The organism is Vibrio sp. 10N.247.311.49 (assembly GCF_041467655.1).
GTDB lineage: Bacteria > Pseudomonadota > Gammaproteobacteria > Enterobacterales > Vibrionaceae > Vibrio > Vibrio crassostreae_C.
Genome location: NZ_JBFSVA010000014.1, coordinates 21316 through 45931, shown reverse-complemented (window position 1 = coordinate 45931; position 24616 = coordinate 21316). Strand labels below are relative to the sequence as shown.

Sequence of the window (24616 nt, the reverse complement as noted above, 5' to 3'; positions counted from 1 at the left end):
CTAACATCACTAGTTTGAAGCTACAAAATGATTTGCCGAAATCAATAGAATGAGTTTTGACTATCTCGCTATAAGGCCACTTAGCGATGGTCTATCCAACATATAAGATCAAAAAAGCGAGCACTAAGCTCGCTTTTAACTATCTGTTTTTGAAAAAATTACAGCAGTTCAACCGACTGCTGGGCGATCACGAATTCTTCGTTGGTTGGGATAACCATTGCTACTGCGTCTAACATTTCAGACTTAGCGATGATCCCTTCAGCACCAAAGCGAGCAGATTCGTTACCTGCTACATCTTCAACGAAACCTAGAATCTTAAGGTTGTTTAAGATCTCACGACGAATTGGTAGAGAGTTCTCACCGATACCACCAGTGAAGATGATACCGTCTAAAGAATCTAGCGTTGCTAGGTAAGAAGCAACGTATTTCGCTACGCGGTAAGTAAACACCTCAAACGCAAGCTTAGCGCCTTCGTGGCCCTCTTCCATTGCTTCTAAGATGCCACGAGCATCGCTCGTAAGACCAGACACGCCAAGGAAGCCAGACTCCTTGTTTAGAGAGTTAAATACTTGCTCTTGTGACCAGCCTTTCTTAAGTAGGTATTCGATGATGCCTGGGTCTAGGTCACCACAACGTGTGCCCATCATTAGGCCTGAAAGTGGTGTGAAGCCCATAGAAGTATCAACACTGTTACCATCTTTAATAGCACATACAGATGCGCCGTTACCTAGGTGAACAGAGATGAAGCTCGATTTTTCGATTGGCTTGTTAACCATCTTCGCAGCTTCACGGCTAACGAAGTAGTGGCTAGTGCCGTGGAAACCGTAGCGACGTACGCCGAAGTCTGTGTATAGCTCTTTTGCGATTGCACCAGTGAATGCACGTTGAGGCATTGTTTGGTGGAAAGCAGTATCAAATACAGCGAACTGAGGTAGAGAAGGGAAAGCTTCAATTGCAGCACGGATACCGATAGCACCTGCTGGGTTATGAAGTGGAGCTAGGTCAGATAGGCTTTCAATTTCGTTCGTTACTTCTTCAGTAATGCGAACCGTTTGAGTGAACTTCTCACCGCCGTGAACGATACGGTGACCGATAGCCACGATATCAGCCGTGAAGCCTAGGTCTTCCATCAGGCCAACCAATTTGCCAATGGCAATTTTGTGGTGGTTATCTTCACCTTGAATGGCAATTTCAGTTTTCTCGCCTTGGAATTTCCAGCTCATACGAGCATCTTCAAGACCAAAACACTCCCCTAGGCCACTTAATACTGCTTCACCAGAAACAGAATCGATTACAGCAAATTTTAGGGATGAACTACCCGAGTTAATAACCAGAACAAACGAATTAGACATTGGATATGGATCCTGTTTCAGTACGAATTGGATGAAGTGTTTACTTCAATTTTAGTTAAGCCCATTATTCAATAATTTTTGAATCTTTCAACTTTTGTTTTGAAAAAATCACTAAATGAACACAATTAAGTTGATCTTGGTCATTAAATTATTTATTTCGAGAGCGGAATTAAAAAATAGTTGAATAAGAAAATTAATGAACAGGTGACGCAAACGAGTGCTCACGTTATTTTTAACTTGATTCAGTTAATTAAAGCGACTCGAACAAATGCAGGTGATCCGCTTGAAAAACAACCACCCTTCCCTTTCGTCTGCTTATCATTACCGATAACTTTTTGCTCGATTTCTCAATTGCTCAGTGTTTGCATCAAAAAGCTCACTGAAGTTGAGAATAGTGATCTGATCTTATTTTGATTGCCTTCGAGCACAACTCTACGAATAGATGCACTGTAACGACGCTTAGATAGCCTTCACTCTTTGTTTCAGCATCTTGTAGCACGTTCTTTTAGTATAGGCTTAGAACGCGATACAGCTAAGTTTTGGCACTAACATTCGTTCTAGGCGCGATGCTTAGTTTCATGGACGAAGCATAGTTACAGGAACGAAGCTTGATTAAAGTAAGTTAGCTACGAATATCGAGCCAACCAAAGCTTAAGTTCAAATAGCAGGCACAAAAAAGCCGAGCATTATGCTCGGCTTTTAAGTTCAGCGTCTAGACCTAAAGCGTCTAAGCGACAGGTTGATTAACCTTCGTTGCGCTCTGGACGACGACCACGGTTACCACCGCCATTGCCGTTACCATGGCCACGTTCGCCACGGAAGTTACCACGGTGATCGCCACCACGGTTACGGTCGAAACGACGTTCGCCATCACGTCCGCCAGCAGAGTTACCATCGCGAGCACCATCACGGTTGCCACGGTATCCACCACGACCGCCTTCACGGTTACCACCTTCGCGGTTGCCGCCTTCACGGTTACCACGGTAGCCGCCACCATCACGACCGCCACGGTTGCCACCACGGTTGCCATCACGACCGCCGCCGCCACGACGAGGCTCACGGAAGTCATTGAAATCAACAACTACAGCGCCAGCTTCTTTTTGACGAATGCGAAGTTTGCTTAGCTTACCAGCAGTTTCAGAGTTCATTGCTTTTGGCAGTTGAACGTAAGTAGAACCTTGGTCTAGCTTGATAGCACCGATAGAACCTTTAGTTAGGCCAAGTTCGTTTGCTAGTGCGCCAACGATGTCTTTAACCTGAACGCCTTGCTCACGGCCAACTTGTAGTTGGTAAGTATCCCAATCTTGAGTATTGAAGTTGCGACCACCACCGTCACGGCCGTTGTCACGATCTTCACGACGCTCTTTGCGACGGTTCTTATCACGCTCAATAGCAGCGATCATTGGGTCTTCGCCAACGTAGAATAGTGGGCTCTTACCTTGCTGACGCTTAAGAAGCATTGCAGCTAGAGTAGCAGCATCAACTTCTAGAGACTCTTGAAGAGTAGAGATAAGACCTGCAAAGTTTTCTAGTGCTTTGCTTTCTTTCTCAGTTTCAAGTTCAGCGCCAAGCTTAGCAACACGTGCAGCAGCAACTTGGTCACGTAGAGGAAGTTGGATTTCTTCCATTTGAGACTTAGTTACACGCTCGATTGTGCGAAGCATGCGAATTTGGTTAGTGCGAACTAGTAGGATCGCTTTACCTTTACGTCCAGCACGGCCAGTACGACCAATACGGTGGATGTAAGATTCAACATCGAATGGGATGTCGTAGTTGAATACGTGAGTGATACGTGGAACATCAAGACCACGAGCTACAACGTCAGTTGCAACTAGGATGTCGATAACACCTTGTTTGATGTGATCAACAGTACGCTCACGTAGAGACTGAGGAATATCACCGTGCAGTGCAGCAGCTTTGAAGCCACGTGCAGATAGCCAATCAGCTAGACGCTCAGTGTCTTGACGAGTACGTACGAATACGATTGACGCGTCAGTTTCTTCGGTTTCTAGAAGACGAGACATTGCTTCGTCTTTTTCTACGCCTTTAACAACCCAGAAGTTCTGCGCTACTTTATCAACTGTGTGGTTAGTACCAGCAACGTCAACTTTAGCCGGGTTACGTAGGTAACGGTCAACAATAGTCTTAACCATTGGAGGCATAGTTGCAGAGAAAAGTACACGTTGTGCAGATTCTGGAGCTTGCTCTAGGATCCAAGTAACGTCATCTACGAAGCCCATTTTCAGCATTTCATCTGCTTCATCAAGAACAAATGTGTGTGCTTCATCTAGGTGTAGACGGTCACGAGTTAGTAAGTCTTTAACACGACCTGGAGTACCAACAACAATGTGAGCACCGCGGCTTAGAGCACGCATTTGGTCAACAATTGAAGCACCACCGTAGATTTCAATAACTTTAAGACCTTTGATATCACGGCCAAGGTTTTTGATTTCCGCAGCAACTTGAATCGCTAGCTCACGAGTAGGAGCCATGATGATTGCTTGTGGTTTGTGTTGGTTCAGGTTGATTTTGTTAAGTAAAGGCAGAGAGAATGCTGCTGTTTTACCAGTACCAGTCTGTGCTTTACCTAGTGCGTCACGGCCTTCAAGAAGAAGAGGAATAGCTGCTGCTTGGATTGGAGTCGGAGAAACGAAACCCATGCTATCAAGAGCTGAAAGAATGTTATCGTTTAGGGCTAATTCATTAAATTGAATTACAGATTCGGACATTGGGATCCCACTATATATAAGTAAACAAAAGGTCCCGGGAGCTCTATCAATTCCAATACTGATCCAATCAGATACTGATTCCATTCAGAGTTACGAAGCAGTAATAAAACACTTCAAGCCATTAGGGACGTCTAAGGGAGGCGGATTATTCCCTAAATGCATAAAAAAATCCAGAAAAAATTGAAATACATCACATATTTTTCGCTTTTACATCAATACTGGTTATCATATCGTCAAAACTTGATGAATATCTCGTCACAGCACCCATCTCCTAGCAAATTGACCTAGTTAAATAAGAGGGCAATTAATTAACGCTCACTTCGCCTTTAAGTAGTAATCAAGCCTCGCAATGATTATAGTGTGCTCAATTGTCCTCGATAGATAAAAGTCAAAATGTTTCAAGATAATCCTCTACTCGCTCAGCTCAAGCAGCAAATCCAAGAAACCCTCCCTAAAAAGGAAGGTACCATCAAAGCCACTGAAAAAGGTTTTGGTTTTCTCGAAGTTGATAGCAAAACAAGCTTCTTTATCCCGCCTCCGTACATGAAGAAATGTGTGCACGGTGACAAGGTGATTGCCATCATTCGCACAGAGAAAGAGCGCGAAGTAGCAGAGCCTGAGGAATTGGTTGAACAAGGTCTTACTCGCTTTATTGCGCGAGTTAAGCTTTTCAAAGGCCGATTGAACGTTGTTCCTGATCACCCGCAGCTCAAAAAACTGCAACTTAAAGCGAAAGCAATGAAGGGTCTAAACCCTGAAACGCTTAAAGAAGATGACTGGGTTGTTGCTCATATCGTTCAACACCCATTAAAAGGTGACAACGGATTCTTGGCTCAGATCTCTGAGAAAATCACAGACGCTGACGACAAGATTGCACCTTGGTGGGTAACGCTGGCACAAAACGATCTACCAAACAGTGAGCCTGAAGGCATCGACAACTGGCTAATCAACGATGACGCCGATCTTGAACGTGTAGACATGACGCACGTCCCTTTTGTGACTATCGATGGCGAAAGCACAAAAGATATGGATGACGCGCTTTACGCGAAGAAGAAAGAGAACGGTGATTTTGAACTGACTATCGCAATTGCTGATCCAACGGCTTACATCTCTCCAGATGATGCGATGGATAAAGTGGCACGCGAGCGCGGTTTCACTATCTACCTTCCTGGTCGCAACATCCCAATGTTGCCTCGTGATCTTGCTGACAACCTATGTTCACTGATCGAGAACGAAGTTCGTCCTGCACTTTGCTGCACAGTAACGGTATCTAAAGATGGCGTTATCGGTGATGACATTAACTTCTTCGCTGCAAACATCAAATCTCATGCTCGTCTTGCTTACGACAACGTATCAGACTGGCTAGAAACAGGTGCATCAGAGAAATGGCAACCATCAGAAGAGATTGCTGCAATTGTTTCTGATCTTCACCAATTTGCTCAAGCACGTTCAGCATGGCGCTCAGCAAACGCTGTTGTGTTCCCAGATCGCCCTGACTACCGCTTTGAACTGAGCGAAGATAACGATGTTGTCGCTATCCACGCTGACATGCGTCGTAGCGCAAACAAGCTGGTTGAAGAATCAATGATCAGCGCGAACATCTGTGCGGGCCGAGTACTAAAAGAGAGCTTCAACCAAGGTGTGTTTAACTGCCATTCTGGTTTCAAGGCTGAGAAAATCTCCGACGTTCTTGAACTGGTAAACCCGCAAGCGGAAACGCCGTTCACTGAAGAGCAAATCATTTCTCTAGAAGGTTTTGCTACTCTACGTCGTTGGTTAGGTTCTTTAGATAACAGCTACTACGACAACCGTATTCGTAAATTCCAAGCGTATAGCGAGATCAGCAATGAGCCTGCACCGCACTACGCGATGGGATTAGATATTTACGCAACTTGGACTTCTCCAATTCGTAAATATGGCGACATGATTAACCACCGTATGCTTAAAGCACACATCTTAGGTAAAGCGCCAATTCAAACACCAGATGAAACTATCGGTGATGAACTTGCCCTGCACCGCCGTCACCACGGCATGGCTGAGCGTAATGTTGGCGATTGGTTGTATGCTCGCACTCTAGCCAATGCTCCAGCAGAAGAAACTCGTTTCCAAGCTGAGATTTTCGATATTAACCGTGCAGGTATGCGTGTACGTTTACTTGAAAATGGTGCTGCTGCATTTATCCCTGGATCTCTCATTCTTAATAATAAAGAAAGAATAGAGTGCAACGGTGATATGGGTACTGTATCTATCGATAAAGAAATGGTATACAAACTGGGAGACGTTTTAGAAGTAGTTCTCTCTGAAGTTAATCAGGAAAACCGTAACTTAGTAGCAAAACCTACTCAAGTATTTGCGGACTTGCCTAGCGAGCCTGAAACGACAAACGAAACCGAAGCTTAAAGGCTTTAACAGCTACAGCTTTCAAGGTTACGGCTTTCAAGGTCAAAAGCTTCAAAGGTTCACTTCTAAAGGCGCTAATTATTAGCGCCTTTTTTGTAAATGTCTCATGCTTAAACAATACTTAAAAAAAACAATCAATAAGCAATCAATTTACAACGTCAAAGAAGCTCACTATGTCATCAATCACAGTTACTCAGTTCAGAAACTTCATTCCCAGGAGACGAGAACGTTATCCTGCCTCTAAAAACGGTATCTTTATAGTGTCGAAAGGCAGCATTTCTTTTGTGTTGCCCAATGGTACTCAAGCCTCGTTGCAAGCGGGAGATTTCACCCTTTACAATTCTGGTCAGATTAAAGACATCACGGTTAACACTGAAAATGGCGAATTCAGCGCAACCTGCTTAGATTTTGATTTGGCTATCTTTCAAAAGTTCATTAATCAGTTCAGCGATTTAGAGTCCGCTCGAATCCCAGACAAGTACATTAAGTTCAATCAAACGGATACTGAGCTCTGTCAGTTGAAAGATCTCATCATGTCACTGGCCAACTCTTCTTCTCAGAATGACTACGCACTCACTCAATTAGGCTTAAGTTTGCTGTCTTTGATGGTGGAACAGTACCCAGCTCTATTGGCTATTATTGCTCGAGCTTCAAGGTTAACCGTGACCCAAAGAGTCATTCATTACATCGAGCAAAACATTGAAAACAATATCTCTTTGGATACGCTCGCCAGTTACATGGGAATGTCACCGGCTACGCTTAAACGTCGCTTATCGGCTGAAGATCTGTCGTTCTCAAACTTATTAAAGATAAAACGTATTGCTCATGCAGCCACTCAGCTAAGAACATCGGATAAGTCGATCACTCAAATCGCGTATGAGTCAGGCTTTAAAAGTGCCGCTCACTTCAGCACGGCCTTTAAAACGTATCACGGAAAAACACCAAAAGACTTCCGATCGCTAGTGGCACAAGCACAACTGCAGAGCGTAAAGCCGCAAGTTTAAAGAAACAAAGCGATAGATTGATGTGGACGTCTTAGTTGGGAACTGGTGTAAACCAAGTGGCTTCAATATTAAGCCACTTGGGTGTGGGATGAGATGATTTGGCTTTGGGATTCAGTGGTTGAGTTTTGATACTCATTGATTCAGCTTTGCGAGCAGGCCACCAGCAAACGTGAAAACAGAGTGACTATGACCAGAAGTACGATTTAGGGTCTTTTTCTATTTCCGCCAAAATAGCATCAAGATCCTTCGATTTAGGAAGGTACGGATACGGCCCCCAATTCACAGAGTCGGTTTCGACATCCCCTTCAAGCGGCACCATCACTAACCAACAAGACAGCGACTCATCAAAAGTCACGCAGACGATCTCGTTTGTATAATCACTGTGAGATGAGTCGAGTAGATAATGCGCCTGAGAAAACAGCACACCACCCTCACACTCTTCATATAGGGATTTGCCTAGCTCGACAGGTAAACTTCGATTTCGAGATGTACAGAGCCTCTCGGCCCCAATTAAAAGACGATTCAGCTCGATATGAATGACGGACATAACACCCCTTGTAACTTCATAGAAACTTCATAGAAACTTCATAGAAACTTCTAAGTAGTGAATTCCTCTACTTAGCTTAGGACTCAACAAACATTTTAGCGAACAAGCGTAATCAAAATACCGGCCCTGCTCCCAGAAACGAATCTTGCTTTCGGAAACCCAGAAAGCTACGACTCATCAAGCGAACAGCTATACATCGAGAGTATGGAATTTCACAAAAGTGTCATATAACCGACCTATCATATGCGACAAATGTTATTAACTAGGAGTTGTTTATGTTACGAGTCGCGCTTGCCTCTCTTTTATCCTTAGCCCTGTCTTCTCATGCTGCTTTAGCACAAGAAACCACTATTTCGGGCTCCACTTCAGTATCACGAGTGATGGATGTATTAGCTGAGGAGTACAACAAGACTCACCCTGATAACTATATTGCGGTTCAGGGCATTGGTTCTACAGCAGGTATTACCATGGTTAATAAAGGTGTCTCTGACATCGGTATGAGCTCGCGTTATTTAACCGACCGCGAACAAGACGAGAAGTTGAAGGTATTTCCAATTGCCTTTGACGGCCTAGCTGTAGTAACTAACCGCTCAAACGCTGTAAGCAACGTTACACGTGAGCAGCTGTTCGATATCTACAAAGGCAAAATCACGAACTGGAAAGCTGTGGGTGGCGCAGATCAGCCTATCGCAGTTGTCACTCGCGAAGCGTCTTCTGGCTCACGCTATAGCTTCGAAAGCTTGCTTGGTTTAACGAAGATCATTAATGACCGTCTAGTGTCTGACATCAACCCAAATAACTTGGTTGTAAACAGCAACAGCATGGTTAAAACGATTGTTAACCATAACCCACACGCGATTGGTTTTATCTCTGTTGGTTCAATCGACCGTTCGATTAAAGCAATTACATTTGAAGGCGTAGAGCCAACATCTAAGAACATTGCTAACCACAGCTATGAATTGGCTCGCCCATTCTTGTTGCTGCACAAGACAGACTCAGTTTCTGACGAGAGCAAAGACTTCATCAAGTTCGTGAAGTCAAAGCAAGGGCAAGACCTTATCGAAGAGTACGGCTACACTCGCATTAAATAAGTGGGATAGTTTTATCTAATGTAAACAAAAAGAGAGAGCACTATGCTCTCTCTTTTTTTGAATCTTTATAAATCGCTTCTTTACAAACCACTTAGAAGTGAAGTTGAATCACTGAAACGATCACAGCGCCAGGACGACGAATACCTTCGATTTCGACGCGAATTTCGCGTTCAATCTCTAGGCCTTTCTTAATTGGCGTTACTTTTGTTAGCGTACTTTTAGCACGAACATTACTGCCCGATTTAACAGGGTATGGGAAACGTACTTGGTTAAGACCAATGTTTACGACCATCTTCGCTGTTGGGAATTGAGACTTGTCAGGGTCAACACTGTCAGTCAATCGAGGAAGCAGAGATAAAGTTAAAAAACCATGTGCGATGGTTGTTTTGAACGGAGAGTCTGTTTCCGCTTTTTCAGGCTCAGTGTGAATCCACTGCATATCTTCAGTAACAAGGCCGAACTGGTTAATACGGTCTTGACTTACATTGATCCAGTCGCCAGTATGGATGACTTCACCGATCTGTTGATTAAGCTCATCAAACACAAGTTGTGCTTCTGGCTTAAGTACGATCGGCTGTTCCACCGGCATCTCTGGTGCATCTTCATTGACAGCAGGTTTGTGGTGATCACGAACCCACGCAAAGAAATGGCTATTTTGCGTACGATTAAGAAAGTCGCCCCAGTAATCTCTAAGAGCTGGAGACATCCATTGCATAAACTCTGAGTGTTGCGAAGACATGCTATCGCCTCGGTGTTTAAATAAATCAATGACTTTCATAAGAACCTCAATGCACAAAAAATTTCAATATAACTTCGTAATTTTGAAACACTTCACACTATTGTGCAAATGTTTTCGAGCATACAACCGTTAGCTGAACCTTGTTAAAATCATATTAAACATATACTTACCAATAAAACATCATTTTATTACAAAACCCAAATTAGAGTGTTGGCTCTATCACATGACAAACATTTGTTTATATAAAAGGCGTTTTTATTCATAAGTGGAATAAAAAAAGGCTTAGCGCAATGCTAAACCTTAGTTTTTACAAGGAATTAGTTTTCCGAGGGTTGGTCTTGTAAGAGACGAATCTTACAAGACACTCAATCCCCTATTCGTCATCAAGCGGAACCAGCTTGGTATTACCACCGTGTGCTTTCTCACGCTTACGTTGCACGAATGCGTAGAAGCCAGGGATTAGGAACGTACCCGCCAGTAATACACATAACAGGCCGCCGATCAGTGAAATACCCAGAGAGTTCTGACTCACGTGACCTGCGCCCGCAGCGAAGATAAGCGGGAAGATACCTAAGATGAACGACCAAGACGTCATGTTCACAGCACGGAAACGCAGTGTACCGCCCTTCACCGCTGCATCTTCAATCGGTGCGTCTTTCTCTTCACGCTCTACCTTTGCGAATTCCACAATCAAGATTGCGTTCTTCGCGGCCAAGGCTATCAAGAGAACCAAACCTATTTGTGCATACAGGTTCAGCGGAGTGCCCGTTAGATTCAATGCCAAGAAAGAGCCTAAGGTTGCGACAGGTACCACGAGGATAATCGCAATCGGAATTGTCCAACTCTCGTATTGAGCCACCATAAACAGGTAGATGAAGATCAGAGCCAGTGCGAAAGCAAAGATCGCTTGGTTACCTGCTAGTACTTCTTGGTAAGCCATGCCTGTCCATTCGTACTGATACCCCTGAGGCAATACTTCTGCAGCTACGCGTTCCATTGCCGCAATCGCATCACCACTTGAGTAACCTTCTGCAGGTTGACCTTGAATCACGGCACTGCGGTACATGTTGTAACGCCATGCTACATCTGGTTCAAAGATCTGGTCGTAAGTCACCAATGTGCTTAACGGGATCATCTCGCCATTAGACGAACGAACGTGGAATCGTTGTAGGTCGTCCATGCTGCTACGGTGTTCACTGTCAGCTTGCATGGTTACGCGGAAGTTCTTACCAAACATGGTGAAGTCGTTCACGTACAACGAACCAAGGTTACCTTGTAGTGTTTGGAAAATTTCCGACAACGGAATACCTAATTGCTGCGCTTTCTCACGGTCAATATCGACATAGTAGTGAGGTACGTTCGCACGGAAAGTACTGAATGTGTGTGAAATCTCAGGCTGTTTGCTCGCCTCAGCTATCACGTCATTCATCACCATAGCAAGATCAGTACGGCTTCGGCCTAGCGTATCTTCAAGTACAAACTCGAAACCAGACGCGGCCCCCATGCCCGGAACTGCAGGAGGCCCCATCGCAAACACGACAGCTTGAGGAAGTTCAGTCGCAGCACGACCATTAATACGCTGTGAGATAGCCTGAGCAGAGTGTTGACCATCCAGTGCATTACGCATGTCCCAATCGTGAAGCTTGATGAACATTGACGCACCATTCGACGCAGAAGCGCCCGTCATAAATGCGTAGCCGTTAACCAGTGTTACGCCATCAACACCCGGCTCTTGTTCAACCATTTCAAGCAGCTGCTTAGTCACTTCTTCGGTTCGAGACAAGGATGCCGCGTCAGGAAGCTGAACGTTAACCAGCAAAATGCCTTTATCTTCTTGAGGTACAAACGCCGTAGACGTTGTCTTCGCAAAATAAGTCACAGCCGCCAAAGCCACAAAGAAGAAAGTGAACAGCAGAACGCCTTTCTTAACTAAGAAGCCAGCCACTTGACCGTATTTGTTAGTAACAGACTCTAGACCACGGTTAAATGCTTGGTACCAACGCGCCGTGTTACCACCACCCTGCTTAAGAACCAGTGAACACAATGCAGGTGATAGCGTTAATGCGTTAATTGAAGAGATAACAACCGCGATACAGATAGTCAGAGCGAACTGACGGTACATGATGCCAGTAATACCAGGAAGCATTGCAACAGGGATGAATACCGCAAGTAGAACCAAGGTCGACGTAATGATCGGCCCCGTTACTTCTTTCATCGCAATAAGCGTGGCTTTACGCGGTGAAATGGTTGGGTCTTTAGCCATTGTGGTATCAACGTTCTCGATAACCAAGATCGCATCATCTACTACGATACCAATCGCTAGTATCAAACCAAACAGGGTTACCGTGTTGATGGTGAAACCCGTCATCTGCATGATGGCAAACGTACCAATCAAAGATACCGGAATCGCAACTACAGGAATCAAGGTTGCACGCGCACTACCCAAGAACAGGTACGTTACCGCAATAACCAACAAGATGGCTTCGATTAAGGTCTTTACTACCCCTTTGATCGACTCAGCAACAAACAGTGTAGTGTCGTAACTTGCTTCATACGCCACGCCTTCTGGGAAGTTCTTGCTTAAGTTTTCCAGCATCGCCATCACAGCTTTGCCACTTTCCAGCGCGTTAGCGTCTGATTGAAGTGACAGCGTTACGATCGACGCATCTTGACCACGGTATTTACCATTACCGTCGTAGAACTTTTTACCAAGCTCAACACGTGCAATGTCTTTTAAGTAAACCGTTGAACCGTCTTGAGTTGCACGAAGAACAACATTTTCAAACTCATCAGCTGTTTCTAATCGGCCTTTTGTTACCAAGTTGAATTGTACTTCTTGTGCGTTGTTATAAGGTGCAGCACCAATACGGCCTGCAGCAACTTGAACGTTCTGCTCTGCCAACGCGCGATTCACGTCTGAAGTGGTGATATTGAGGTTAGCCATTTTCTCAGGATCTAACCAAACACGCATCGCGTATTCACCACCACCCAACACGTTAACTTCACTGATGCCCTTCACACGAGCCAGTTGGTCTTTAATGTTTAGGTTAACGTAGTTGATCAAGAATTGATCGTCGTACTCACCGTTTGGCGAATAGAAGTTCAATACCATCAAAAGGTCTGGTGAACGCTTTTTAACGGTGACACCCACCATTCGAACTTCTTGCGGAAGCTTCGATTCGATTTGAGCAACTCGGTTCTGAACGTTGACCTGAGCCATATCTGGGTCAGTACCAACATCAAAGGTCACATTAAGGTTGTATGAACCATCGTTAGCGCTTTTAGAAGACATGTAGATCATATCTTCAACGCCGTTAACCGACGTTTCTATGGGGTCGGCTATCGCCTGTTCTACTACTTCAGCACTTGCACCTGTGTAGAATGCGGTAACACTTACAGAAGGCGGGCTGATTTTTGGATATTCCGCCACTGGCAAGATAGCGAGAGAAATCGCACCCGCCAGCGTTAAGATTATGGATATGACAAGGGCAAACTTGGGCCTTTGAATAAAGAAACGACTCAACATAAATAAGCCCCTTACTCAGCTTTTTCAGCAGCAGGTTGAATGCGAACGGACATACCATTACGCACACGCTGTAAGCCTTGAGTGATCACTGTGTCATTCTTCTCCAGACCGGAATGAACAATCACACCACCTTCAACCTGACGACCCATCTCGATGTTTCTGCGCTCAGCAACGGGTTCGGCTTCTCCTTCAACTAATACCATCACGAAGTCGCCTTCGAGGTCGGTTTGCACTGCACGACGAGGAATAGTCACAACATCAATAGGTTGTTTTTCACGTAGATCAACGCGAACGTGTTGGCCTGGAAGTAGTTGCTGATTCGGGTTATCAGCAATCGCACGCATCGCGATCGTACCAGTATTAAGGTTGATACGGTTGCCCAAGAAGTCAAGCTGACCTAGATGTTCGAACGCTTCACCGTTCTCAAGCATGATCTGAACTTCAACACCTGCAGAGTCGCTACTGCCATCGCCTTCGATGCGGTCCATACCCAGCTCAATACGCTCTCGCTCACTGATGCTGAACGATGCGTGGATTGGGTCTAGGCTAACCAAAGTCGTCAGTACACCTGAAGACGGCGAAACCAGATCACCCGTGCTCACTTTGGTATCGCTAATACGGCCAGAGAAAGGCGCGATGATTTTGGTATGAGAAAGCTGAACATTCGCAGCATTAAGCTGTGCTTGGCTTGCTTCAAGCTGTGCTTGAGAACCTAACAAGTTTGCGGTTAATGCATCGAATTCAGATTGAGAGATACTGCCTTTCGGAAGTAGGTTTTTACCACGATTAAAATCAAGCTCAGCTTTTTTAAGGTTCGCGTTCGCTTGAGCAACAGACGCTTTTGCGCTTGCTACTTCGGCTTCAAACGAAGAAGGTTCAATCGAATAAAGCAATTGACCCTTTTCAACCATTTGGCCTTCATTAAAATGACGGCTTTGTAGGTAGCCAGAAACCTGCGCTGTAATAGCCGTGTCTTCAACGGCTTCTATACGACCGATATACGACTTACTTTGCTGGTGAGAAACAACGCTAACATCCTGTACAGCTACGAGAGGTAAAGGTGCTTGCTTGGCATTTTGAGCATCTTGCCCACACCCAGCAAGAATAAGAGAGCTTGCAAGAGCAGTAAGGATCAACTTTTTACGCATGGTTATACCGTCACTTATGAGAAATTGAACAGCATAAAAGTTACGTAACACAATTGCTTCAAATGTCCGAGGAATATCAATTATAACTGGCCAAAGTGTATCAATATGTTAATTGAAACCAAGTGCTTATAAAGTGATTACAAACACGCTACAATTCCTAAGTAAATCAATCTCTCAGCTTTTGTTCTCTATGGATATTGTCTAACATAATGTATTGTCAGACAGATAAGCATTCACATTTAATTGTTAAGGAATTCTCATGATTTCAAAATGGGCTAAACGTTTCTATCAAATGGCGGAATTGGTCGGTTCTTGGAGTAAAGATCCTTCAACTCAAGTCGGCGCCGTAATCACTAAGCACAACCGCATTGTTTCTGTTGGTTTTAATGGCTACCCACATGGCGTGTCTGATAGTGCGGATACTGATGACAGAGAGATGAAGTACCTCAAGACACTTCACGCTGAAGAAAATGCGATCTTATTCGCCAAGCGTGATTTGGACAGCTGTGAAATCTGGGTGACTCACTTCCCTTGCCCAAACTGCGCAGCGAAAATCATCCAAACCGGTATTTCTGCGGTTCACTGCCCAGAGCAAAGTGAAGACTTTCTTTCTCGCTGGGGAGACAAAATCAAAGTGAGCCAAGATATGTTTGAACAAGCTGGTGTACAAGTCGATTGGTTGCCACTGGCTGACCTAGATTAAACGAACAGATAGTTAGAACAAAAAAGCCGAGAGTCGATATTATCGCTCTCGGCTTTCTTTTGTTTGGGGCTCAGCGGACTGCAGGATTAAGCACTGACAGGAAATGCTTCAGCGTATGCTTCCATGAAATCTTTACGAATCTCTTGCTCTAGATGAACCGCCTTCTCGGTTGGACAGAAAATCATAAAATGGACTTCTTGCTCACCTGTCGAACTGCTTGTGATATGGATGTGAGGCTCAGAACCCGGAAGGTCAACACCAGCGTGCTTTTCGATCACACCGTTGTAACGGCGAGCAACATCGATAAACTCTTCGCAATGCTCTTCAATTTTCACAATAAGACCCGACAGCATAGGGTATAGGTTTACAAAGTCTTTCACCGTCACAAAAAAGTTATGATAAACATAACGCTTCATGAAGTTGAGGTTCTTAACCGGATAAGTGAAGAACATGCTATTAGGCAGCGTGGCTGTCTTGCCAGTGAAGTGATATTGCCCATGATACAAATCGATTTCTTGAATCACGGTCGCCATCAGATTGTGCTCAATCACTTCACCGCTGATTTTACCCACTTCGATCCAGTCGCCGATTCTAAATGAACGAGAACTCGCACGCTGAATAGAACCGGTGAAACACAAAATGATCTCTTTTGAAGCCACTACTATCGCAACAGCAATGGCCGTGACAGATAGCGCAAACTCGCTGATTTCGGATTTCCACAGCACAAATAACGTCACAACAATAATCGCGAATGTGCCGTTTTTGGTTCGTGACATCCAGTTACGTTGGTCTTCACTAAGGAAAGCAACATCACCTCTTATTTGAGATAAGGTGATTCGGCGAATGATTAAAATAATAGTGATAATCAACGCACTAAAAATAAACTTATGAGCGAGTAGAAAATCAATTACTTGCCACACTTTTTCCATTACTTATTCCTTAGCATTACAACGACGAGCTTTACAACGATTAGCGGAGACTTCGCTATGAAAAAGCGCTCAAAAATAGAGCGCTTTTTTACGTGCCTAAATCAGCTATTGGTAAGGCTATCATTTTATCTTGGCAGAAGTAATAAATTGGCCAAAAGTTTCACACCAAATCACAACCGTATTAAATCGATTAAGATCAGTACCTTCGGGAAGCTCAACCATAAAGCGGTCGAATGTTTTCACATCTCCGACTCTCAATAACTCGTTCTTGCTGTCATTGAAAGCGTGCTCGGTTTCAATGAACTTAGGCGAGAGATAAACCTTGTAATCAGGTCCCGGCGCCAATTCACCTTCAAAAGCGATCGCACTTTCGGATACTGAGACGATGCCTTCTCCCCAGTGCAAGAAGTCACTGTCTTGTCGATCTTTAGTGAACTCGCCCGTGTAGATAGCCTGCTCACTGATCGCTTCAACAGAACTTGAGGAAGGAGAATCAGGCTCAATTAAGATAGGTAAGGCGTAAACACCAAGCCCAAAACCAACAGCACCCACGGCTAAGTGGGTGCAAAGTAAAACTAACTTTTTCATCGCGTACTCCCTTATGCTTAAAGAGAGTATTATTGAATACTCTCAAAAAAACAAAGAGATATCGTGCTAAAGGCCGCTATTTTTGGTAGTGAACGGCTGTGCGTTGTGACAGTTCAACAATCACTTTAACCGCCTGTTCCATGCCTTGAATGGTAATGAACTCATGAATACCGTGGAAGTTGTAGCCACCAGTAAAGATATTCGGACATGGTAGCCCCATGAAAGATAAACGAGCACCGTCTGTACCACCTCGGATTGGTTTAACCATTGGCTCGACATTGCACTCAATCATCGCCTGCTTGGCCAATTCAATAATATGTTGATGCGGTTCAACCATCTCTTTCATGTTGAAGTAGCTATCGGTTAGCACCAGCTCAACACGGCCTTTCTCAAGGCGCTCATTCAGCTCATCGACTTTCTGTTGCATGAATGCCTTACGTGCTTCTACACCCTCACGTTCAAAATCACGGATGATGTATCCCAGTTCAGAGCGAGCCACACCCATTTCCGCCGATTTCAGGTGGTAGAAGCCTTCATAACCTTCTGTGCACTCTGGTGTTTCTTGCGCAGGCATCATCAATTGGAATTGCGCTGCAATGTTCATCGAGTTCACCATTTTATCTTTTGCGGTGCCCGGGTGAACGTTCACGCCATGACAGATAACATCGGCGCTCGTGGCATTGAAGTTCTCAAATTCCAACTCCCCTACTGGGCCACCATCGATGGTGTACGCCCACTCGGCGCCAAATTTTTCAACGTCAAACAGGTTCGCACCGCGACCAATCTCTTCATCCGGCGTGAAACCAATGCAGATGTCGCCGTGTTTGATGTCTGGATTCGCTTTCAGGTAAGCAATCGCGCTGATGATTTCAGCGATACCCGCTTTGTTGTCGGCACCAAGCAGAGTTGTGCCGTCAGTCGTAATCAGGTCGTGACCATGTAAAGAATCAAGATCTGGGTACTGGCTTGGGTTTAAGCTCTCGCCACTGTCACCTAATTCAATCGTTCCACCTCGGTAATCTTTAATCACTTGTGGTTTCACATTGGCGCCTGATGCGTCAGGAGCGGTATCCATGTGCGCCACAAAGCCAATCGCAGGCACATCGTAATCGACATTCGACGGCAGTTTCGCCATCAAGTATCCATTGTCATCTAAAGACACATCAACTAAGTCTAATGCCACCAATTCTAACTTTAAGGCTTCAGCAAAGGTAATTTGACCCGGTGAACTTGGGCATTGCTGATTAGAAGGATCGGATTTGGTATCAAAAGTAACGTAATTCAGAAAACGTTCTACAAGCTTTTCCATAATTCATCTCACCATGGATTAAGTAATTGATTTACTGACTTAATTATTATGTCGATAAGTGATACATCGTTAAATAAATACGAGCACAGAGTCAGTAGCGAGGGTTTTCATCTTACGCCCCTGACCATGTATGTAATTGCTCTAAATCATTATTGTGCGAAATTAGATGCGCTTCCTATACTTGAAAACAGAGGGTTTCGTCAGTTCAACATTGCATACGGATGATAAGAGATCGCTTTGTACGCATTCTACGCCCTCCGCTCTCAGCCTAACAAAAGTACAAAGTGGATGATGATCACAATTTATCCTTGATGCAGAATCTGTCATACGTTACACGGAGACACAGTTATGACGATTAATAAATATTTCATTTTCTCTCCTCAAGCCTCTGAGGAAACGCTTCGACCAGTATTAACTGAGAAAGAAGTTCAAAGGCAGGAAGCTCTAAGACAGGCGCAGATCCAGGGTGGATTAGACACAAACGCGACCTCGTAACTCAATGAATACCTAGCACTATTAAGACCCCTATAAAAAAGCTCTACGCTCTATCCGGTAGAGCTTTTTTTATTTTTGATCTGTTCTCCTCTCCCCCACTCCCAAACAAGCTGAACATTAAACCTTCGCTCATTGCTTGTTGTTCTTCACTTCTCGATCACCAATTGGCTCATAGTTTCTCGCGAATGTATTTTCACGCATTGCACACACTAGCTTGCAGCGCTGAGAAATGACTCACTAAACTCCCCGATGCCATACCTTGTCGTGTCATTTTGTGCTAATAATTCATATTCGTTTTCATTCCTCACTCGCCCTCTTTTCAAAACTATAATGCGAGTACCAGAGAACCTAACCACAGGAACCCCGAATTCAATGGAATATTCAAAGCTAGGAAGTAGTCAAATTCCCGTTTCCCGTATCTGTCTTGGCAGCATGACTTGGGGGCTACAAAATACGCAGCAGCAAGCCGACCAACAGATCGAATACGCATTAAGCCAAGGTATTAACTTTATCGATACTGCAGAGATGTACGCGGTTCCACCTTCTCCAGATACCTACGGAAAAACAGAAGCGATCATTGGTAACTGGTTATCGCGTAACCCACAGCGTCGACAAGAGTTGATCATTGCGAGCAAAATTGCCGGGCCAGGGCTTCCTTGGGTTCGAGATGGTGGGCCGATAACAGGTGAAGCCGTGATCGCAGCCGTTGATGCATCATTAAAACGCCTACAAACAGACTATATCGACCTTTACCAACTTCACTGGCCAAATCGCACTACACCTCACTTTGGTAAGCATTTCCCGAATCACATTCGATTTAGTGATATTGACCGAAAGCAGCATGAAGCTGAGATGTTGGAAATCCTACAAGCACTGGCAAGCTGTATTAAGGCGGGTAAAATTCGCCATGTCGGGCTTTCAGATGATTCTACTTGGGGCATTAACACTTACCTCAAGCTGAGCGAGAAACACGATTTGCCACGTATGGTTTCGATTCAGAATGAATTTAGCTTGCTGCACGCAAAAGACTGGCCATATCTGATTGAGAACTGTGTGCATGAAGATGTCGCTTATCTGCCATGGTCACCTTTAGCTGCAGGCATGTTGAGTGGAAAGTACATTGATGGCGCAAGACCGGAAGGCAGCCGTTGGACTTACATGCAACGTAAAGGCATTTTTCGTGATACTGAATCTGCCAATGAAGCGGTTAAAGGCTATGTTGAAGTGGCGAATGCTCACGGGTTCACTCCAAGCCAACTGGCATTGGCTTGGTGTAATCAAGTTGATGGGGTGACGTCCACTATCATTGGTGCAACGACCATGGAGCAGCTAAAAGAGAACGTAGCCGCTTTCAGTAAACCGTTATCAGAAGAGATCCTGACTGATATCAACACAGTATTTAAACGCTATCCTGCTCCGTATTAGGCTGTCAGTTCAGCTTAACTTAGGTGAGTAAATCCCATAAGAGCGCGCTATTTAGTGCGCTTTTCTTTTTTAAGTGAGTTGCTTTTGCTTTTTATGTAGATCGCATTGAGTCATCACGCTTTTGGTTCGCTAACCTTTGCTCTATAATGCGCGGGCTTATATCTAGGATAAAAACATGATTTCAAAAAACCAATTAAAACTCCTTCGTGCTTTGGGCCAAAAGAAACAACGTAAAGCCCACGGCCTGTTTCTAGTTCAAGGTGAAAAGAACGTTCTTGAGCTGTTCAATAGTGACTTAGTCGTGAAGAACGTCTTTGCTACCGCTGATTTCTTATCTGAAAATCACGCATCACTGATTGAGTTTGATTGTGTTGAAGCCTCACTGGATGACCTAACCAAAGCGAGCACTTTGGTAAGTAACAATGCAGCGATTGCGGTTGTTGAGATCCCAACGTTTGAACTACCAGAAGCGACAGGACTGATGATTGCACTTGATGGCGTTTCAGACCCTGGCAACCTAGGTACGATTATTCGCGTAGCAGACTGGTATGGCATCAAGCATATCGTTGCGAGCAGTGATTGCGCAGACCCATACAACCCTAAAACTATCAGCGCGACTATGGGCAGCTTTGGCCGAGTACACGTAAGTCAAACTGACTTACCAGCTTACTTAGAGCAAGCGAATCTACCGGTTTACGGTGCATTTTTGGAAGGCGAAAGTGTTCATAAGACTGACTTCACTGCAAATGGCATTTTGCTGATGGGCAGCGAGTCTCACGGTATTCGTGAACACGCCGCTAAATACGTGACAGATAAGATTACGATTCCAGCATTCGGTGGCGCAGAGTCTTTGAACGTTGCAATGGCGACTGGCATTATTCTCGACAACATGCGTCGTCAGCACTGCTAGACCTCTAAGCTAACTAGCCAATCGACAGTGTTCAGGTATTAAAAAAGGCGTATTGATTAAATCAGTACGCCTTTTTATTTGAGTTCTTTTCAACAACTACTTTTCTAACATTGCCAACTTATCAGACACACCATTCCACTTTTCAGCTTCATCCATCGGTGCTTTTACTTCAGTTTGCACAGGCCAGATCTCGGCAAGCTCGGCATTCACTTCAATAAAGATCTTTTGATCTTCTGGCAGTTCATCTTCTTGGAAGATCGCTTGAGCATCACATTCAGGTACACATAAACCACAATCAATACATTCGATTGGGTTGATTACCATGAAATTTGGGCCTTCATGGAACGCATCTGCGGGGCACACTGCCACACAGTCTGTGTATTTACATTGAATACAATTATCGCCTACGACAAATGCCATGATGCTCTGCTCTATAAGTTAGTCAAAATTGAAGAATGGGGATAATACTCATCCCAAAGCAAAATTCAACATCATACGGCTCTAATATCGTGTCTATTTGCTCCATGTTTCCAAATTAGTATGACAGATAAATCAATTTCTCGTAAAATGCGCGCCATTGTGAGCTTATCGCTTCTTTGAACATCAGCGTTTCCATCAAACTCTGTATTAAGAAACGATCTAGCTAAGACACCTATAAAAACGAGACATCGAAATGATACGTTTAACCGAAATTAAACTCCCACTAGACCATGAAGAGTCTGCTATTCAAGACGCTATTGAAGCGAAACTTGGTATTAACTCTGATCAGGTACTCTCTTTTAATATCTTTAAACGTGGCTACGATGCTCGTAAGAAATCAAAGATCTTACTTATCTACACGCTTGACGTTCTCGTTGAAAACGAAGTTGAGTTGTTGGAACAATTCATTAGCGACCCGCACGTAAAAGTAACTCCTGATATGGAGTACAAGTTTGTTGCTAAAGCCGTTGAAAACCAAACTGAACGCCCTGTGGTTATCGGCTTTGGCCCTTGTGGTTTGTTCGCTGGCCTAGTGCTTGCTCAAATGGGTTTCAACCCAATCATCGTTGAGCGTGGTAAAGAAGTTCGTGAGCGTACGAAAGATACCTTTGGTTTCTGGCGTAAGCGTACGCTGAACACAGAATCAAACGTACAGTTTGGTGAAGGCGGCGCAGGTACTTTCTCTGACGGTAAGCTGTACAGCCAAGTTAAAGATCCAAAGCACTACGGCCGTAAAGTAATTGAAGAGTTCGTTGCTGCGGGTGCACCAGAAGAAATTCTATACGTAAGTAAGCCGCACATCGGTACCTTTAAACTGGTTACCATGATCGAAAAGATGCGCGCTTCTATCATTGAACTTGGTGGCGAAATCCGTTTCAGCACTCGTGTTGACGACGTTCATATGGAAGATGGTCAAATCACTGGCCTAACGCTTTCTAACGGTGAAGAGATCAAATCTCGTCACGTGGTATTGGCTGTTGGCCACAGTGCTCGTGACACGTTTGAAATGCTGTACGATCGTGGCGTTTACATGGAAGCGAAGCCTTTCTCTGTTGGTTTCCGTATCGAACACAAGCAATCGATGATCGATGAAGCTCGTTTCGGTAAGAACGCAGGCAACCCAATCCTAGGTGCTGCGGACTACAAACTCGTTCACCACTGTAAGAATGGCCGCACTGTATACAGCTTCTGTATGTGCCCAGGTGGTACTGTGGTTGCTGCAACGTCTGAAGAAGGCCGTGTAGTAACAAACGGCATGAGCCAATACTCTCGTGCAGAGCGTAACGCAAACAGCGCGATCGTAGTTGGTATCGACCCAGAACGCGATTACCCAGGTGACGCACTGGCTGGTATCCGTTTACAACGTGAACTAGAAAGCGGTGCTTATGTTCTTGGCGGCGAAAACTACGATGCACCTGCACAGAAAATCGGTGACTTCCTGAAAGGTCGCGATCCAAGTGCAATCGGTGAAGTACAACCGTCTTTCACACCGGGTATCCATCTAACAGACATTTCAAAAGCGCTGCCTGATTTTGCTATCGAAGCGATTCGTGAAGCAATCCCAGCGTTCGAGAAGAAAATCAAAGGTTTCTCTACACCAGACGGCCTACTAACAGGTGTTGAGACTCGTACGTCTTCTCCTGTATGTATCAAGCGTGGTAAAGACTACCAAAGCATCAACCTTAAGGGCTTCTTCCCTGCAGGTGAAGGCGCAGGCTACGCAGGCGGCATCCTGTCTGCTGGTATCGATGGTATTAAGGTTGCGGAAGCACTTGCACTGTCAATGGTAGAACAGAACCAAGCAGAGAAGATTGAGATCGCTTAAACGCTTTCGATAAACCCAAGCTAAATAGCGAACACCCAAAACTGAAAATCCAGTGTCTTGTCGACACTGGATTTTTTTATGTGCATGTGACTAGCGGTGAGCAAGCAACATGGTAGAATGCCGCCATTAATCTTATCCTTGTATAAGATTGTTAAACCTTTCCATCGCAATTTAGCCAAATCATACCGAGAAACTTATGCCATTTTCCAAGCTTGGATTAAGCTCACCTATTGTTAAAGCCGTTGCAAAACAAGGCTATGAAAAGCCAACCTCTATTCAAGAAAAAGCAATTCCGATTGTTCTTTCTGGTAAGAACCTTATTGCTGCAGCACAAACAGGTACAGGTAAAACTGCGAGCTTTGTTCTCCCTATCTTAGAAATGCTAAGCAAAGGTGAAACGCAGCGTAAAAAACGTATCCGCGCAGTTATCCTGACACCAACGCGTGAGCTGGCAGTTCAGGTTGAACAGAACATTACTAAGTACGCGAAGTTCCTAAACCTAACATCATTAGCGATGTACGGTGGCGTATCTTACCAACACCAGAAAGATCGCCTGATTGAAGGTGTCGACATTCTTGTGGCAACACCAGGTCGTTTGATCGACATGTACGGACAACGTGCCATTCACTTTGATGAAGTTGAAGTTCTGGTTCTAGATGAAGCTGACCGCATGCTAGACATGGGTTTCATTGAAGACATCAACAAGATCATCGCGCGTCTACCACAAGACATCCAAAATCTACTGTTCTCAGCAACGCTTTCAACGCCAGTGCGCGCGCTAGCGAAAAGTGCTATCAGCGAAGCGGAAGAGATTTCGATTGCCAAGACAGATGCGTCTAAAGCGAACATTGAGCAATGGTTGGTAACGGTAGATAAAGACCGTAAGTCAGCACTATTGAGCCACATGATTACCGAAGGTAACTGGGACCAAGCGCTTATCTTTATCGAAACCAAGCACGGCGCGGCTAAGTTGGTTGCTCAACTTGAGAAACGTGGTATTCAAGCGGAAGCTTTCCACAGTGGACGTAGCCAAGCGATTCGTGAAAAAATCTTGGCTGACTTTAAGAAAGGTCGCCTAAAATACTTAGTCGCGACGGGTGTTGCTGCTCGTGGTATCGATATCGACAACCTAAGCCGCGTAGTGAACTACGACATGCCATTCCCAGCAGATGATTATGTTCACCGTATTGGTCGTACAGGCCGTGCTGATGCATCTGGCGAAGCGATCTCTTTCCTATCAAAAGATAACTTCAAAAACCTGTGCATTATTGAAAAGCGTCTTGGTCACTTGATTGAACGTCGCGTTGTTGAAGGTTTCGAACCACGCAAAGAAGTACCCATTTCAGTATTGAACTTCGTTCCTAAGAAGAAAAGAGAACAGCAACAAGACTAAGTAATTTCAGCGACAGAAAATGC

At 44.6% G+C, this 24616-nt stretch carries 19 protein-coding genes; 9 read left to right on the top strand and 10 right to left on the bottom strand.

What is annotated here, in order from left to right; genetic code table 11:
* Positions 1-158: 158 nt before the first annotated feature.
* Both AB6E54_RS14540 and AB6E54_RS14535 read right to left on the bottom strand, forming a co-directional pair.
* Positions 159-1352 carry an acetate/propionate family kinase gene (locus tag AB6E54_RS14540; RefSeq protein WP_017064366.1) on the bottom strand — a complete coding sequence of 398 codons (1194 nt, stop codon included), beginning with the start codon at positions 1350-1352 and terminating at the stop codon, positions 159-161.
* Between the two features lie 743 nt (positions 1353-2095).
* Positions 2096-4165 (bottom strand): DEAD/DEAH box helicase, encoded by a 2070-nt coding sequence (locus AB6E54_RS14535; RefSeq protein WP_080582207.1) that lies wholly within the window; start codon positions 4163-4165, stop codon positions 2096-2098.
* A gap of 309 nt (positions 4166-4474) precedes the next feature.
* Between AB6E54_RS14535 and rnb the strand changes: the two genes are divergently transcribed.
* The gene (gene rnb, locus AB6E54_RS14530; RefSeq protein ID WP_372106319.1) at positions 4475-6481 is read left to right on the top strand and encodes an exoribonuclease II; all 2007 of its coding nucleotides are present in this window, start codon (positions 4475-4477) and stop codon (positions 6479-6481) included.
* Between the two features lie 173 nt (positions 6482-6654).
* Entirely contained in the window at positions 6655-7485 is an 831-nt protein-coding gene (locus tag AB6E54_RS14525; protein ID WP_017064362.1) for an AraC family transcriptional regulator, read from the top strand.
* Positions 7486-7669: 184 nt separating this feature from the next.
* On the opposite strand, the gene AB6E54_RS14520 is transcribed toward AB6E54_RS14525, so the two are convergent.
* Positions 7670-8032: a DUF3024 domain-containing protein gene (locus AB6E54_RS14520; RefSeq protein WP_017059495.1), complete on the bottom strand. Its 363-nt coding sequence runs from the start codon at positions 8030-8032 to the stop codon at positions 7670-7672.
* A 275-nt stretch (positions 8033-8307) separates the two neighbouring features.
* On the opposite strand from AB6E54_RS14520, the gene AB6E54_RS14515 reads away from it, so the two are divergent.
* Positions 8308-9123: a phosphate ABC transporter substrate-binding protein gene (locus AB6E54_RS14515; protein WP_017064361.1), complete on the top strand. Its 816-nt coding sequence runs from the start codon at positions 8308-8310 to the stop codon at positions 9121-9123.
* Between the two features lie 91 nt (positions 9124-9214).
* Here AB6E54_RS14515 and AB6E54_RS14510 read toward each other — a convergent pair whose 3' ends face one another.
* The 3 genes from AB6E54_RS14510 to AB6E54_RS14500 all read right to left on the bottom strand — a co-directional run bounded on the left by AB6E54_RS14510 (position 9215) and on the right by AB6E54_RS14500 (position 14536).
* Positions 9215-9901 carry a MaoC family dehydratase gene (locus tag AB6E54_RS14510; RefSeq protein ID WP_017059493.1) on the bottom strand — a complete coding sequence of 229 codons (687 nt, stop codon included), beginning with the start codon at positions 9899-9901 and terminating at the stop codon, positions 9215-9217.
* A 334-nt stretch (positions 9902-10235) separates the two neighbouring features.
* Positions 10236-13388, bottom strand: coding sequence for an efflux RND transporter permease subunit (locus tag AB6E54_RS14505; protein ID WP_372106317.1), 3153 nt, complete (start codon positions 13386-13388; stop codon positions 10236-10238).
* An 11-nt stretch (positions 13389-13399) separates the two neighbouring features.
* Positions 13400-14536, bottom strand: a complete 1137-nt coding sequence (locus tag AB6E54_RS14500; RefSeq protein ID WP_136973992.1) for an efflux RND transporter periplasmic adaptor subunit — start codon at positions 14534-14536, stop codon at positions 13400-13402.
* 259 nt (positions 14537-14795) lie between these two features.
* On the opposite strand from AB6E54_RS14500, the gene AB6E54_RS14495 reads away from it, so the two are divergent.
* Positions 14796-15239, top strand: a complete 444-nt coding sequence (locus AB6E54_RS14495; RefSeq protein ID WP_004737813.1) for a dCMP deaminase family protein — start codon at positions 14796-14798, stop codon at positions 15237-15239.
* A gap of 86 nt (positions 15240-15325) precedes the next feature.
* On the opposite strand, the gene AB6E54_RS14490 is transcribed toward AB6E54_RS14495, so the two are convergent.
* The 3 genes from AB6E54_RS14490 to pepT form a co-directional block, all read right to left on the bottom strand.
* Positions 15326-16168 (bottom strand): mechanosensitive ion channel family protein, encoded by an 843-nt coding sequence (locus AB6E54_RS14490; protein WP_017064358.1) that lies wholly within the window; start codon positions 16166-16168, stop codon positions 15326-15328.
* A gap of 120 nt (positions 16169-16288) precedes the next feature.
* Entirely contained in the window at positions 16289-16756 is a 468-nt protein-coding gene (locus AB6E54_RS14485) for a DM13 domain-containing protein (RefSeq protein WP_017064357.1), read from the bottom strand.
* 76 nt (positions 16757-16832) lie between these two features.
* Positions 16833-18065 (bottom strand): peptidase T, encoded by a 1233-nt coding sequence (pepT, locus tag AB6E54_RS14480; protein WP_136979236.1) that lies wholly within the window; start codon positions 18063-18065, stop codon positions 16833-16835.
* A gap of 348 nt (positions 18066-18413) precedes the next feature.
* On the opposite strand from pepT, the gene AB6E54_RS14475 reads away from it, so the two are divergent.
* From AB6E54_RS14475 to AB6E54_RS14465, 3 genes are all read left to right on the top strand, one after another.
* Positions 18414-18560 carry a hypothetical protein gene (locus AB6E54_RS14475; protein ID WP_017059486.1) on the top strand — a complete coding sequence of 49 codons (147 nt, stop codon included), beginning with the start codon at positions 18414-18416 and terminating at the stop codon, positions 18558-18560.
* A gap of 372 nt (positions 18561-18932) precedes the next feature.
* On the top strand, positions 18933-19985 hold the full coding sequence (locus AB6E54_RS14470) for an aldo/keto reductase (protein WP_032545660.1): 1053 nt from the start codon (positions 18933-18935) through the stop codon (positions 19983-19985).
* Positions 19986-20160: 175 nt separating this feature from the next.
* On the top strand, positions 20161-20895 hold the full coding sequence (locus AB6E54_RS14465) for an RNA methyltransferase (RefSeq protein WP_372106315.1): 735 nt from the start codon (positions 20161-20163) through the stop codon (positions 20893-20895).
* A 96-nt stretch (positions 20896-20991) separates the two neighbouring features.
* Here AB6E54_RS14465 and fdxA read toward each other — a convergent pair whose 3' ends face one another.
* Complete coding sequence (gene fdxA / locus AB6E54_RS14460) at positions 20992-21315, bottom strand: ferredoxin FdxA (protein WP_004731764.1); 324 nt, start codon at positions 21313-21315, stop codon at positions 20992-20994.
* Between the two features lie 253 nt (positions 21316-21568).
* Here fdxA and AB6E54_RS14455 point away from each other — a divergent pair, with 253 nt between their 5' ends.
* Both AB6E54_RS14455 and AB6E54_RS14450 read left to right on the top strand, forming a co-directional pair.
* Complete coding sequence (locus AB6E54_RS14455) at positions 21569-23200, top strand: NAD(P)/FAD-dependent oxidoreductase (RefSeq protein WP_372106313.1); 1632 nt, start codon at positions 21569-21571, stop codon at positions 23198-23200.
* Between the two features lie 196 nt (positions 23201-23396).
* The gene (locus tag AB6E54_RS14450) at positions 23397-24593 is read left to right on the top strand and encodes a DEAD/DEAH box helicase (protein WP_102393310.1); all 1197 of its coding nucleotides are present in this window, start codon (positions 23397-23399) and stop codon (positions 24591-24593) included.
* Positions 24594-24616 lie beyond the last annotated feature (23 nt).